The 12,541-nt window shown below is 40.3% G+C and carries 15 protein-coding genes; all 15 read left to right on the forward strand.

Annotated elements, in window-relative coordinates; genetic code table 11:
- The first annotated feature begins 226 nt into the window (after positions 1 to 226).
- The 15 genes from asnA to ACLN19_RS07505 all read left to right on the forward strand — a co-directional run bounded on the left by asnA (position 227) and on the right by ACLN19_RS07505 (position 12,431).
- Positions 227 to 1,219, forward strand: coding sequence for an aspartate--ammonia ligase (gene asnA, locus ACLN19_RS07435; RefSeq protein WP_413384896.1), 993 nt, complete (start codon positions 227 to 229; stop codon positions 1,217 to 1,219).
- A gap of 77 nt (positions 1,220 to 1,296) precedes the next feature.
- Positions 1,297 to 1,845, forward strand: a complete 549-nt coding sequence (rsmD, locus tag ACLN19_RS07440; RefSeq protein WP_413384898.1) for a 16S rRNA (guanine(966)-N(2))-methyltransferase RsmD — start codon at positions 1,297 to 1,299, stop codon at positions 1,843 to 1,845.
- A gap of 9 nt (positions 1,846 to 1,854) precedes the next feature.
- A complete protein-coding gene (locus tag ACLN19_RS07445) occupies positions 1,855 to 2,145 on the forward strand; it encodes a hypothetical protein (RefSeq protein ID WP_413384900.1) in 291 nt (96 codons plus the stop codon).
- Positions 2,138 to 2,623 (forward strand): pantetheine-phosphate adenylyltransferase, encoded by a 486-nt coding sequence (gene coaD, locus ACLN19_RS07450; RefSeq protein WP_413384902.1) that lies wholly within the window; start codon positions 2,138 to 2,140, stop codon positions 2,621 to 2,623. The genes ACLN19_RS07445 and coaD overlap by 8 nt, the downstream gene beginning before the upstream one ends.
- A complete protein-coding gene (locus ACLN19_RS07455; RefSeq protein WP_413384904.1) occupies positions 2,620 to 3,684 on the forward strand; it encodes a SepM family pheromone-processing serine protease in 1,065 nt (354 codons plus the stop codon). Before coaD ends, ACLN19_RS07455 begins: the two co-directional genes overlap by 4 nt.
- Positions 3,685 to 3,816: 132 nt before the next feature.
- Complete coding sequence (locus ACLN19_RS07460) at positions 3,817 to 4,362, forward strand: YutD family protein (RefSeq protein WP_413384906.1); 546 nt, start codon at positions 3,817 to 3,819, stop codon at positions 4,360 to 4,362.
- A gap of 39 nt (positions 4,363 to 4,401) precedes the next feature.
- The gene (gene rlmN / locus ACLN19_RS07465; RefSeq protein ID WP_413384908.1) at positions 4,402 to 5,481 is read left to right on the forward strand and encodes a dual-specificity RNA methyltransferase RlmN; all 1,080 of its coding nucleotides are present in this window, start codon (positions 4,402 to 4,404) and stop codon (positions 5,479 to 5,481) included.
- On the forward strand, positions 5,481 to 6,005 hold the full coding sequence (locus tag ACLN19_RS07470; protein ID WP_413384910.1) for a VanZ family protein: 525 nt from the start codon (positions 5,481 to 5,483) through the stop codon (positions 6,003 to 6,005). The genes rlmN and ACLN19_RS07470 overlap by 1 nt, the downstream gene beginning before the upstream one ends.
- Before the next feature lie 97 nt (positions 6,006 to 6,102).
- Positions 6,103 to 7,845 carry an ABC transporter ATP-binding protein gene (locus ACLN19_RS07475; RefSeq protein WP_413384912.1) on the forward strand — a complete coding sequence of 581 codons (1,743 nt, stop codon included), beginning with the start codon at positions 6,103 to 6,105 and terminating at the stop codon, positions 7,843 to 7,845.
- Positions 7,835 to 9,577, forward strand: a complete 1,743-nt coding sequence (locus ACLN19_RS07480; protein WP_413384914.1) for an ABC transporter ATP-binding protein — start codon at positions 7,835 to 7,837, stop codon at positions 9,575 to 9,577. Before ACLN19_RS07475 ends, ACLN19_RS07480 begins: the two co-directional genes overlap by 11 nt.
- A gap of 20 nt (positions 9,578 to 9,597) precedes the next feature.
- Positions 9,598 to 9,834, forward strand: coding sequence for a DUF2829 domain-containing protein (locus ACLN19_RS07485; RefSeq protein WP_413384916.1), 237 nt, complete (start codon positions 9,598 to 9,600; stop codon positions 9,832 to 9,834).
- Entirely contained in the window at positions 9,827 to 10,525 is a 699-nt protein-coding gene (locus ACLN19_RS07490; RefSeq protein WP_413384918.1) for a 3-oxoacyl-ACP reductase, read from the forward strand. Before ACLN19_RS07485 ends, ACLN19_RS07490 begins: the two co-directional genes overlap by 8 nt.
- A gap of 20 nt (positions 10,526 to 10,545) precedes the next feature.
- On the forward strand, positions 10,546 to 10,998 hold the full coding sequence (locus ACLN19_RS07495) for a DUF3290 family protein (RefSeq protein ID WP_413384920.1): 453 nt from the start codon (positions 10,546 to 10,548) through the stop codon (positions 10,996 to 10,998).
- Positions 10,995 to 11,627, forward strand: a complete 633-nt coding sequence (locus ACLN19_RS07500) for a DUF421 domain-containing protein (RefSeq protein ID WP_413384922.1) — start codon at positions 10,995 to 10,997, stop codon at positions 11,625 to 11,627. The genes ACLN19_RS07495 and ACLN19_RS07500 overlap by 4 nt, the downstream gene beginning before the upstream one ends.
- Positions 11,628 to 11,855: 228 nt before the next feature.
- Complete coding sequence (locus tag ACLN19_RS07505) at positions 11,856 to 12,431, forward strand: LysM peptidoglycan-binding domain-containing protein (RefSeq protein ID WP_413384925.1); 576 nt, start codon at positions 11,856 to 11,858, stop codon at positions 12,429 to 12,431.
- The last annotated feature ends 110 nt before the right edge of the window (positions 12,432 to 12,541 follow it).

A 12,541-nucleotide genomic window follows, 5' to 3' on the forward strand; every position in this document is an offset into this window, starting at 1 on the left:
TAAGACACCGCCTTTTCACGGCGGTAACACGGGTTCGAATCCCGTACGGACTGTAAGATAAGAAAAAGAGGAAACAATATGTTTCCTCTTTTTTGTGATACAGTGAGATAGCAAAATAGAATTGTCAAAACATTCAAAAAAGACTTTTCAATTTATGAAAATAGGTGTATAATAGTTCTATTATTGACTAAGCGATAGGATGATTTGCTAAAAGGAGCATAAGAGTATGAAAAAAAGTTTTATTCATCAACAACAAGAAATTTCTTTTGTTAAAAACACTTTTACACAATATTTGATTGATAAACTTGAGATTGTTGAAGTACAAGGACCTATCTTGAGTCAGGTTGGTGATGGAATGCAAGATAACTTATCTGGTATTGAGAATCCTGTGTCTGTTAAGGTGTTGCAAATCCCAGAAGCAGAGTATGAGGTGGTTCATTCTTTAGCTAAATGGAAACGTCATACTTTAGCAAGGTTTGGTTTCAATGAAGGTGAGGGTCTATTTGTTCATATGAAGGCTCTTCGTCCTGATGAGGACTCACTAGATCAGACGCACTCTGTTTATGTCGATCAGTGGGACTGGGAAAAGGTGATTCCAGATGGTCAGCGTAATTTAGCTTACTTGAAAGAGACTGTTGAGAAGATTTATAAGGCGATTCGTTTGACGGAATTAGCTGTTGAGGCTCGTTTTGATATTGAGTCTGTTTTGCCTAAGCAGATCACGTTTGTCCATACAGAAGATTTGGTGGCACGTTATCCTGATTTAACCCCTAAAGAGCGTGAAAATGCTATCTGTAAAGAATATGGAGCTGTTTTTTTGATAGGTATTGGTGGGGAGTTGGCTGATGGCAAACCTCATGATGGACGCTCTCCTGATTATGATGACTGGACTAGTGAGTCTGAAGAGGGCTATAAAGGCTTAAATGGTGATATTTTAGTATGGAATGATGTGCTAGGAAGTGCTTTTGAATTGTCCTCAATGGGTATTCGTGTGGATGAGGATGCTCTTCGTAGGCAAGTCGTGATTACAGGAGATGAAGAGTGCCTTAAGCTTGAGTGGCATCGCACTTTACTGAAAGGCTTTTTCCCACTGACGATAGGTGGCGGTATTGGCCAATCCCGTTTGGCGATGTTTTTATTGCGTAAAAAACACATCGGCGAAGTGCAATCTAGCGTATGGCCGCAAGAAATTGTGGAAACATATAGTAATATTTTGTAAGAGACTGACCTTAGGGTCAGTTTTTTGTGTAGGTTATGTGATGAGAATGTATGCAAGGCTAGGAAAAATTTGCTATAATGGGTAATATGAGAGTAGTATCAGGAATATTTGGAGGGCGTCCTCTGAAGACCTTGAAAGGGCAGACAACACGCCCAACAACTGACAAGGTTAAGGGGGCGATGTTTAATATGATAGGCCCTTATTTTGAAGAGGGTCGTGTTTTAGATTTGTTTTCAGGAAGTGGTAGTTTGGCTATTGAGGCTATTTCACGTGGTATGCGTGAGGCAGTCTTAGTGGAGCGTGACCGTAAGGCGCAAGCCATTATCTTAGAAAATATCGCAATGACTAAGGCTAATGAGTGTTTCCATTTGATGAAGATGGATGCTAATCGTGCTTTAGATCAATTGCAGGGCACATTTGACTTGGTGTTTTTAGACCCTCCCTATGCCAAGGAAGAAATCGTCAAGCATATCCATCAGCTAGAAGAGCGCAGTCTTTTGGCAAGAGATGTCATGATTGTCTGTGAGACAGATAAGGCAGTTGACTTGCCTGAGGAGATTGCTGCTTTTGGTATTTGGAAACAAAAGGTTTATGGTATTAGTAAGGTCACAGTTTATGTGAGATAGGAGCTTATGATGACGCGACGGCTAATCGTTTTGATTGTGGGTGTGGTGGTAATGTTAGTTGTGCTGTATCATTTACGCTATTTAAAGGACTATTTTAGGCGTTTTGGGTTAAAAAATAAAGAAGGGGCTTTCGCTCTGTCTCGTAGCAAGCAACCCTTCTTTTTATTGATGGGGGTATTTATCCTTATCTGGCTCTTAGTGCTAGTCTTACTACATGGTATCACGTCAATGTCTGTTTTAGCTTGGTGTTTGATTATTGGACTGTTGTGCTTATATCATAATGGAGATGGAGATGACTAAAACAATTGGGTTATTTAGTGGGTCTTTTGACCCTGTGACAAAAGGGCATTTAGATATTATCAGGCGTAGTTCTTCTTTGTTTGAGAAACTGTATGTTGGCATTTTGCATAATGTGGAAAAAGAAGGCTATTTTAGTTTTGAACAGCGTGTTAAGATGTTACAAGGGGCTCTAAGAGGACTCGATAATGTCGAGGTGATTATGGCAAACGACGTTTTAACGGTGACCTTAGCTAGACAAGTCGGTGTGACGCATTTGGTAAGGAGCTTACGTAATGCTAAAGATTTGGATTATGAAGCTGATTTAGCTTTTTACAATCACCATTTAGCCCAAGAGCTAGAGACAGTTTTTTTATTAACAAAGCCTGAGTTGGCTTATATTAGCTCTAGTCGGGTTCGAGAATTGCTACATTTTGGTGTGGATATTAGCCCATTTGTTCCTGAAAGTGTGTTATTAGAGTTGGAGAAAGGACATCAATGACTAAAAAAGTAACGACAAAAACACGGTGGCAAAAACTAAAATGGTGGTTGATAGGGATTATCAGTATTGTAATAGTACTTTTTAGCTTATTTGTCCCTTTGCCTTACTATGTGGAGATGCCAGGTGGTTCTTTTGATATCAAGTCTGTTTTGAGTGTAGATGGGAAAGAAGATAAAGGAAAAGGTTCGTACCAATTTGTGGCAGTGGGGGTTGTACAAGCGAGTTTAGCACAGCTCTTATATGCTTATCTGACGCCTCATATGATCATAGAGACCAAGGAAGCTACAACTGGTGGTTATAGCAATGATGATTTTAACCGTATCAATCAGTTTTATATGGAAAGCTCACAAAATACTGCTATTTATCAAGCTTTAAAGCTCGCTGGTAAAGACGTGAGTATGGATTATAAGGGTGTATATGTCTTGAATGTCGCTAATAATTCCACGTTTAAAGATGTGCTTCAGATTGCCGATACTCTTACAAAAGTTAATGGAAAATCGTTTAGCAGCTCTAGTGATTTGGTGGATTATGTCACAGGCTTGAGCTTGGGCGATAAGGTAACGATTAACTATGTGTCAGACGGTAACGAAAAAGAAGCGACTGGAAAGATAGTGCCTCTTAGCAATGGTAAAAATGGCATTGGTATTGGGCTGACTGATCATACTGAGGTCAATTCACCTGTCAAAGTAGCTTTTAATATTGATGGTGTGGGAGGTCCTAGTGCAGGCTTAATGTTTACCTTGTCTATTTATGATCAAGTGTCTGGTGAGGATTTACGCAAAGGGCGTATTATCGCAGGAACAGGAACTATTGAATCAGATGGGTCTGTCGGTGATATCGGTGGAGCAGGGCTCAAAGTCATCTCAGCAGCTCAAGCTGGAGCTCAGATTTTCTTTGTTCCCAACAATCCTGTCGATGAGGCAACTAAAAAAGCCAATCCAAAGGCTGTGACTAACTATGAAGAAGCCAAACAAGCGGCTAAGGAGATAGGGACAGATATGACAATTGTCCCTGTTAGGTCTGTTGAAGAGGCGATTGCTTATCTCAAAGAGACCAAGTAAGGTGATGGAAGCCATGGTATTTATCATGGCTTTTCAAGAGGAAAAATCACAGACTTGGGATTGAGAATAGAAGTTAGAATTGTTATAATAAAAGATAATGTCTTAAAAAGTCATTGCTAAGAAAGGAGTCTTATGCGTAAGGACATCTCACCTGAACTCTATAATTACAATAAATTCCCAGGCCCTGACTTTGTCCGCCTAGATCAGAAGGTACAAAGCCAAGACTATCAGTTTCTTTTAGTTGAAGACGTGAAAGATGGTTTTGATGCTAAGGTGTTTAGTCAGCGTTTTTCTGATATTTTACTCAAATATGACTATATTGTCGGAGATTGGGGTGGTGAGCAGCTACGACTCAAAGGGTTTTACAAGGATAAGCGCAAGGGCAAAAAATACAGTCAAATTAACTACCTAGAGGATTATTTGCTAGAATATTGTCAGTTCGGTTGTGCTTATTTTATCTTAGAAAACCCAAATCCGCAGGAGATTAGCTATGAGGAAGAAAAGGGGTATCGTAAAAAGCGTAAAGCAAAATCTGCTAAAAATCGGTCCCCTAAAGCTTACAACAAGCCTAAAAAGCGTAGGGATAACGAGCGACAAGAGACTAAACGTAAGCGTCGTCTAGAAGACCGTGAGGTTAAGGAAGCTAAGCAGCATTTTGTCATTCGAAAAAAACAATAAGGGGTTAGAAAGGACGCAGCAATTGCTGTGAGACAGGATATGAAACCGTCTATTTATGGATTGACACGTGATGAGTTGACAGATTGGCTAATTGAGAAGGGGCAAAAACCTTTTCGTGCTAGTCAGATTTGGGATTGGCTTTATCGAAAACGAGTCCAATCATTTGAAGAAATGACCAATCTCTCAAAACCTTTGTTGGCACTACTTGCGGAAGCATTTTGTGTAAATCCACTAAAGCAACGTATCGCTCAAGAATCTGCTGATGGTACGGTGAAGTATTTATTTGAGTTGCCTGATGGCATGCTGATTGAGACTGTTTTGATGCGCCAGCATTATGGCTTGTCTGTTTGTGTGACCACTCAAGTCGGCTGTAATATCGGCTGTACTTTTTGTGCGAGTGGCTTGATTAAAAAGCAACGCGATTTGACTAGTGGTGAAATCACTGCTCAGATTATGTTAGTTCAGAAGTATTTTGATGAGCGTGGTTATGATGAGCGTGTCAGTCATGTGGTTGTCATGGGAATTGGAGAACCTTTTGATAATTATGATAATGTCATGAAGTTTCTAAAAACAATCAATGAAGACAAGGGATTAGCTATCGGTGCAAGACATATCACGGTATCAACATCAGGTTTAGCGCCTAAAATTCGTGACTTTGCTAATGAAGGTGTCCAAGTTAATCTTGCTGTATCGCTTCATGCGCCAAATAATGACTTACGCTCCAGCATCATGCGTATCAATCGCTCATTTCCATTGGAGAGATTATTTGATGCGATTAAATACTACATTGAGAAAACGAATCGCCGTGTCACCTTTGAGTATATCATGCTTAATCAGGTCAATGACGGTGAAGAACAGGCTAGAGAATTGGCTGCCTTGACAAAAGATATCCGTAAACTGTCATATGTCAACTTGATTCCTTATAATCCTGTATCTGAACACGATCAGTATAGCAGAAGTCCTAAAGAGCGCGTGGCTGCATTTTATGATGTTCTTAAACAAAATGGTGTTAATTGTGTCGTTCGTCAAGAGCATGGTACCGATATTGATGCAGCTTGTGGTCAGTTGCGCTCTAATACTATGAAACAAGATAAGGCAAAACAAGCGGAGAGATCCTGATGAATTCTTTTATGACGTGGTGGTTTGCTGACGAAAAGCTAAATCTAACACCCAAAGCTAAGAAGCTAGTACAGGGATGTTTGTTGGTCTATATCGGTTTTCTTATTTATATGTGCTTTGGTCCACAACATAGCTCTCCAAGTGGTGTTGAGACACCTAATATTGTCTATGTAGGTCCTATGGTTTTTCTTTGGGTGCCTTTTAATTCCTTAGTGAGCTTAGGTGAGATAACCAGCCTTGAGCAACTTATCTGGGTCCTTGGGCAAAATATAGCCAACATCTTTTTATTGTATCCTTTGCTATTTGGCATATTATTGTGGCAACCCCAGTGGCGTAGTGCTAAGCCTAGTCTTTTTCTAGCTTTTATGATTAGCTTGAGCATCGAATGCACACAACTGCTGATTGATATCTTATGGCATGCGAATCGTGTATTTGAAGTAGATGATCTCTGGACCAATACATTAGGAGGAGTCTTTGCTTACTGGACGTTTAAGAGACTTACTCATTTGGTAAATAAGCTTTAAAACAGTTGCTTTTAACAACTGTTTTTGCTATGGGCGATATACTTGTCAAATAAGTCTTAACATTGTATCATAAGAGGAATTGAAAAAGGAGGAGACTATGTCTATTATCAGACGATTGTGGTGGTTTTTTCGTTTGGAGAAAAAACGCTATCTTATCGGTATTATCTCACTAAGTTTAGTAGCTCTACTTAATCTTATTCCCCCTAAAATTATGGGCGAAGTGATTGATGCTATCACACAAAAAGAGCTGACAACACCAGAGTTGTTATTAAATGGTTTTTATTTGATTATGGCGGCTTTGGCGATGTATGGCTTACGCTATATTTGGCGTATGTATATTTTGGGAACTTCTTATCGTTTGGGACAGATTATGCGCTATCGCTTGTTTGAGCATTTTACACAAATGCCACCGAGCTTTTATGAGCGTTATCGGACGGGTGATTTGATGGCGCACGCGACCAATGACATTACCTCCCTAACACGGCTAGCAGGAGCTGGTGTCATGTCTGCTGTTGATGCGTCTATCACAGCTTTGGTGACCTTGATAACCATGCTAGTGACCATATCTTGGCAGATGACTGTCATTGCGATTATTCCCTTGCCTTTTATGGCTTATGCGACAAGCCGTTTGGGTAGAAAGACACATGAGAGTTTTAAAGCGTCGCAAGCGGCTTTTTCAGCTTTAAATAATAAAGTCCAAGAAAGTGTATCAGGTATCAAAGTGACAAAGTCTTTTGGTTATCAAAAAGAGGAGATAGCCTCCTTTCAAGAGGTCAATGATATGACCTTTCGTAAAAATATGACCACTATGCGCTATGATGTGATGTTTGATCCCTTGGTACTACTTTTTATCGGTGCATCTTATGTCTTAACCTTATTTGTGGGAGCACTTATGGTGCGACAAGGTCAAGTAACTGTAGGAAATTTAGTGACGTTTGTGACCTACTTAGACATGTTAGTGTGGCCTTTACAGGCAGTTGGTTTTTTGTTTAATATGATTCAGCGAGGCAGTGTGTCTTATCATAGGATAGAGACCTTATTAGCTGAAGAGTCTGATTTGATAGAGCCAGAGGTTGCCTTAGAGACTGTTGAAAATGGCGATTTGGTCTATGCTATTGAGCGTTTTGCTTATGAGGACAAGACGATCTTATCTGATATTCACTTTGAGCTAAAGAAAGGACAGACACTAGGTATAGTTGGTCAGACAGGCTCTGGAAAGACCACCTTGCTTCGCTTGTTATTACGTCAACATGATATCAACCAAGGTTTCATCTCACTGAATCAACATCATCTGAGTCAATACCGTCTATCAGACCTCCGCTCTTTGATAGGCTATGTCCCTCAAGATCAGTTTTTATTTGCGACATCTATTTTAGATAATATCCGCTTTGGAGATGTCAGTCTATCAAAGGATGCTGTTATCAAAGCTAGTCAGCAAGCGCAAGTATATGAGGATATTATGCGTATGCCAGATGGTTTTGAGACTATTTTGGGTGAAAAAGGGGTGAGCTTGTCAGGTGGGCAAAAACAGCGTATTGCAATTAGCCGTGCCATGATTTTGGATCCAGATATTTTGATTTTGGATGATTCTTTATCGGCAGTTGATGCTAAGACAGAGCATGCCATCATTGAGCAGCTTAAGGAGCTAAGAAAGGATCAGACAACGCTCATCACGGCTCATCGTTTGTCAGCGGTTGTCCATGCAGATGTCATTATTGTCTTAGAAGATGGGCATATTGTGGAGCGTGGGACACATGAGGAGCTTCTTAAGCATGATGGTTGGTATGCCAAGACCTATGCCTCTCAGCAATTAGAAATGGAGGATGGCGATGTCTCATAAAACACAATGGCAGATTTTTAAGCGACTACTTGGCTATTTACGCCCCTATAAGTGGCTGACAGCTCTAGCTTTGACGTTATTACTATTAACGACTGTACTAAAGAGCATTATTCCACTGATAGCATCGCATTTTATTGACCATTATCTTGATCAGATCAATCAAACAGCCATGCTTTTATTGTTGGGCTATTATATGATGTATATCCTTCAAGCTATTATCGCTTATTTTGGGAATCTCTTTTTTGGGCGCGTGTCGTATCAGATTGTCAGAGATATTCGCTATGATGCTTTTTCCAATATGCAAAGGCTTGGGATGTCCTATTTTGACAAGACACCAGCAGGAGCGATAGTCTCTCGTATCACCAATGATACAGAGACTATTAGTGATATGTTTTCAGGGCTTTTGGCGAGTTTTGTGACGGCTATCTTTATCTTTACGACGACCTTATACACTATGCTTCTTTTAGATAGTCGTTTGACGCTATTGATCGTTCTTTTCCTACCATTGATTTTTCTATTAGTGAATGCCTATCGCAAGCTTTCGGTCAATGTTATTACCAAAACAAGAGAGTTACTTGGTGATATCAATAGTAAGCTCTCAGAGAGTATAGAAGGGATCAAAATTGTTCAAGCGTTTGGTCAAGAAAAGCGTCTGTTAGCTGAATTTGAAGCCATCAATGAAGAGCATGTCGTTTATGCTAAGCGATCTATGCAACTAGATAGCCTCTTTTTACGCCCAGCTATGTCACTGTTAAAACTGCTAGCTTATGGTGTTTTGATGTCTTATTTTGGGATAAGGGGGATGCGTTTAGGTATCTCAGCAGGGGTGATGTATGCTTTTATCCAATACATCAATCGTTTATTTGATCCTTTGATTGAGGTGACACAAAACTTTTCGACCTTGCAAACCTCAATGGTGTCAGCAGGGCGTGTGTTTGATTTGATAGATGCTAGAGAGTATGAGCCAAAACAAGAGGAAAACGATAAGACTATCAAAGAAGGTCATATTCGTTTTGAGCATGTTAGTTTTAGCTATGATGGTAAACACCCTATCTTAGACGATATTTCCTTTGAGGTCAAAAAAGGTGAGACGATTGCTTTTGTAGGGGCGACAGGGTCAGGAAAATCCTCTATTATCAATGTTTTTATGCGTTTTTATGACTTTTCATCAGGAAAAATAACTATTGATGGAGAGGATATCAAACAATACCCTATAAGTGAGCTAAGACACTCTATTGGCTTGGTGCTACAAGAGCCTTTTATCTATCATGGTACTGTGGCTTCTAACATCAAGATGTATCAGCATCTTAGTGATGAGGAGGTGCAAAAAGCAGCCGAATTTGTTGATGCGTCTCATTTTATTGAGCAGCTAGAAGGGGGCTATCAGCATCCTGTTAGCGAGCGAGGAGAGAGCTTTTCAACAGGTCAGCGTCAATTGTTGGCATTTGCACGAACAATCGCAGCAAAGCCAAAGATTCTAATCTTAGATGAAGCGACAGCTAATATCGACTCTAACACAGAGCAGTTGGTCCAAAGCTCTCTAGCCAAGATGAGACAAGGTAGAACGACGATTGCGATTGCTCACCGATTATCAACGATTCAAGATGCCGATTGTATTTATGTTCTTGATAAGGGTAAGATTATTGAGCAGGGGACACATGAAGAGCTCCTAAAAAAAGCTGGTGTTTATCAGCGGATGTATCGTCTGCAGGCAGGCATGTTAGATGCTTAGAAATAGAAATGAGGTTTATTATGACATTTGAAGAGATTTTACCAGGGCTTAAAGCCAAGAAAAAATATGTCCGTACAGGTTGGTCTGGAGCGGAAAATTATGTTCAGTTATTTGACCAGATCAGTGTGGCTGACCAAGAGTTAGAAGTGACACCCTACTTTTTAATTCATGTGTCTGGAGAAGGTGAGGGCTTTTCGATGTGGAGTCCGACACCTTGTGACATTTTAGCGACAGATTGGGTTGAAGTGGATGCTTAAGCGTGCATTAGTGACAGGGGTTTCGTCAGGTATTGGTTATGCGCAAGCAAAAGCTTTGCTAAAGGAAGGATTTGTCGTTTATGGTGTTGATAAGGCTCAAAAGCCTGATTTAGTGGGGGATTTTCATTTTTTACGCTTAGACGTGACACGTGATTTAGAGCCCTTATTTAGTTGGTGTGATGAGGTTGAGGTTTTGTTGCTAACGGCAGGGATACTTGATGATTACAAGCCGTTATTAGACAGTAATGAGAGAGATTTGGAGCAGCTGCTAGCCGTTAATCTTCTAGCACCCATTGCTTTGACACGTTTTTACCTGCCTAAGATGCTAGAAAGACAAGAAGGGATTATCATCACTATGTGCTCTATTGCTAGCACTTTGGCTGGTGGGGGTGGCTCTGACTATACGACCAGTAAGCACGCTCTAGCTGGCTTCACCAAGCAATTAGCGCTAGACTATGCCAAAGAAGGCATACAGGTCTTTGGGATTGCTCCTGGAGCTGTCAAGACAGGTATGACAGCTAGTGATTTTCAACCTGGAGGGCTAGCGGATTGGGTAGCCAATGAGACGCCGATTAAGCGCTGGATAGAAGCTAGCGAGGTGGCTGATTTGACGGTATTTCTTACATCTGGAAAAGCGCGTGCGCTTCAAGGGGAGATTATCACGATTGATGGTGGTTGGAGTTTAAAATAGTTTAGAAAAAGGAAAATAAGATGGCATTTTATTCTTATGATTATGTCCTTAGTCAGATTAGCCAGTCCAACTGGCTTTTGATGGGACTATTATCCGCTTTGTTAGTGGGGATTATCACTGTCTCTATCAAGGCTTATCGCAATCAAAAAGATAGCAAATATAGAGAGTTGGTTATTATTTTAGTCTTGTCGCTGATAGCTACTCTTTTGATTACTATTAGTGGCTTTCAAGCCAATCAGGCATCAGACAATCAATACAGGACCTCCTTACATTTTATTGAGATGGTCTCTAGTCAGCTTGAGGTTGATAAATCAGAGGTTTACGTTAATACCTCAGCGGCTACTGATGGTGCTATTGTTTATGTGGATGGGCAATTTTACCGTGCTATTGAAGGTAGCAGTCAAGACAGTTATCTACTTGAAAAAATAGAAATGTATCGTTCGGATGTCGAACTTGTGGAGGTGGGTTCATGACTTTATCTTATATTGATGTCGGCTTAAAGCTGGCGCTAGGCCTGTTGACCCTGATTATTGTTATCAATATCTCGGGGAAAAGTAATCTAGCACCCAATTCAGCTAGTGATCAGATTCAAAACTATGTGCTGGGTGGTATCATTGGTGGTGTGATTTATAGTCCGTCTATTACGATTTTACAGTACACCATTATCTTGTTGATTTGGACTGTTTTAGTCTTACTGCTCAAATGGCTCAAAACGCATAATCTTTTGGTTAAGCGTTTTGTGGATGGACAGCCTAGTATTTTGATTAAAAGAGGTAAGCTAGATGTTGAAGCTTGTCGTCTAGCAGGCTTATCGGCATCTGATTTGACCTTAAAGTTACGTGCACAAGGTGTTTTTCATATCAAGTCTGTCAAACGTGCCGTTTTAGAGCAAAATGGTCAATTGATTGTGGTGCAATCAGGTGAGGAAAATCCTAAATTTCCTCTCATTACAGATGGTGTTATCCAGCAAGATATGCTAGAAGATATGGATAAAGATGCTGACTGGCTTTTGGAACAATTGGCAAAAGAGGGCTATGATGACCCTTCTAATATCTTTTTGGCAGAATATGATAAGGGTATTTTGTCTGTGGTTCCTTACTAAAAGTGATGAAAGCTACGCTTGGCGTAGCTTTTTGACTATTGTCACCTAAAACGTCTATAAAAGTCAATCTATCTGTCATCAATGTTACCAAAGCCTAACTTGCTTGTCATAGAAAGCGTGTATCATATAAAAAGTCGTTGGCTTAGTCTAGCGAACTAAATAGCTTGCCAAAAGACGCCTTACCGTCTTAATCAGATAGTACACAGGCAAGAATATAAAGGAGACATCATGACACATAAATTGAAAGTACAATTATTAACATTAGCAGGTATTCTTGGTTTAGCCACTGTTGGTGTAGCAGCTAGTGCAGACAGCTATACCGTTCAATCTGGTGATACGCTATCAGCTATTGCGCTTAACCACAATACAAGCGTTGAAAAGTTGGTTAGCCTTAATAACTTAACCAATGCTCACTTGATTCATGTAGGTCAAGTACTAGAACTTGATGGTGAAGGAGACACACAAGTAGCTACTGCTAGTGAAAGTCAAGCACCAGTATCACAAGCAACGACAGATTATAGCAATTATTCGTCAAATGTAACCCTTGCAAATGGTAATACAGCAGGTAGTACAGGTGCCTATGCAGCAGCACAAGTAGCTGCTGCAACTGGTACTAGTGCGGCAACATGGGAATACATCATTGCCAAAGAGTCAAATGGTAATGTCAATGCCTACAATCCTTCAGGAGCGTCAGGGCTCTTCCAAACGATGCCAATCTGGGGTGATACGTCTAGTGTTGAAGCTCAAATCCAAGCAGCAATCCGTGCTTACAATGCATCAGGATTTGGTGCGTGGGGCATCTAAGTTTATTTAGACACATCAAAAGACTAGCTTGGCTAGTCTTTTTTTTGCAGTAATGTTTTGTCAAAAAAACGCTATCGTGATATAATCGGACTGTTATATCTTTGAAAAAG

This window comes from Streptococcus lishijunsis (assembly GCF_047290665.1).
In the GTDB taxonomy this organism is placed as follows: domain Bacteria; phylum Bacillota; class Bacilli; order Lactobacillales; family Streptococcaceae; genus Streptococcus.

What these genes read in the sequence shown, in the direction of transcription:
- asnA (WP_413384896.1), top strand. Translation starts at nt 227, where the DNA reads ATGAAAAAAAGTTTTATTCATCAACAACAAGAAATTTCTTTTGTTAAA.
- rsmD (WP_413384898.1), top strand. Translation starts at nt 1,297, where the DNA reads ATGGGTAATATGAGAGTAGTATCAGGAATATTTGGAGGGCGTCCTCTG.
- ACLN19_RS07445 (WP_413384900.1), top strand. Translation starts at nt 1,855, where the DNA reads ATGACGCGACGGCTAATCGTTTTGATTGTGGGTGTGGTGGTAATGTTA.
- coaD (WP_413384902.1), top strand. Translation starts at nt 2,138, where the DNA reads ATGACTAAAACAATTGGGTTATTTAGTGGGTCTTTTGACCCTGTGACA.
- ACLN19_RS07455 (WP_413384904.1), top strand. Translation starts at nt 2,620, where the DNA reads ATGACTAAAAAAGTAACGACAAAAACACGGTGGCAAAAACTAAAATGG.
- ACLN19_RS07460 (WP_413384906.1), top strand. Translation starts at nt 3,817, where the DNA reads ATGCGTAAGGACATCTCACCTGAACTCTATAATTACAATAAATTCCCA.
- rlmN (WP_413384908.1), top strand. Translation starts at nt 4,402, where the DNA reads ATGAAACCGTCTATTTATGGATTGACACGTGATGAGTTGACAGATTGG.
- ACLN19_RS07470 (WP_413384910.1), top strand. Translation starts at nt 5,481, where the DNA reads ATGAATTCTTTTATGACGTGGTGGTTTGCTGACGAAAAGCTAAATCTA.
- ACLN19_RS07475 (WP_413384912.1), top strand. Translation starts at nt 6,103, where the DNA reads ATGTCTATTATCAGACGATTGTGGTGGTTTTTTCGTTTGGAGAAAAAA.
- ACLN19_RS07480 (WP_413384914.1), top strand. Translation starts at nt 7,835, where the DNA reads ATGTCTCATAAAACACAATGGCAGATTTTTAAGCGACTACTTGGCTAT.
- ACLN19_RS07485 (WP_413384916.1), top strand. Translation starts at nt 9,598, where the DNA reads ATGACATTTGAAGAGATTTTACCAGGGCTTAAAGCCAAGAAAAAATAT.
- ACLN19_RS07490 (WP_413384918.1), top strand. Translation starts at nt 9,827, where the DNA reads ATGCTTAAGCGTGCATTAGTGACAGGGGTTTCGTCAGGTATTGGTTAT.
- ACLN19_RS07495 (WP_413384920.1), top strand. Translation starts at nt 10,546, where the DNA reads ATGGCATTTTATTCTTATGATTATGTCCTTAGTCAGATTAGCCAGTCC.
- ACLN19_RS07500 (WP_413384922.1), top strand. Translation starts at nt 10,995, where the DNA reads ATGACTTTATCTTATATTGATGTCGGCTTAAAGCTGGCGCTAGGCCTG.
- ACLN19_RS07505 (WP_413384925.1), top strand. Translation starts at nt 11,856, where the DNA reads ATGACACATAAATTGAAAGTACAATTATTAACATTAGCAGGTATTCTT.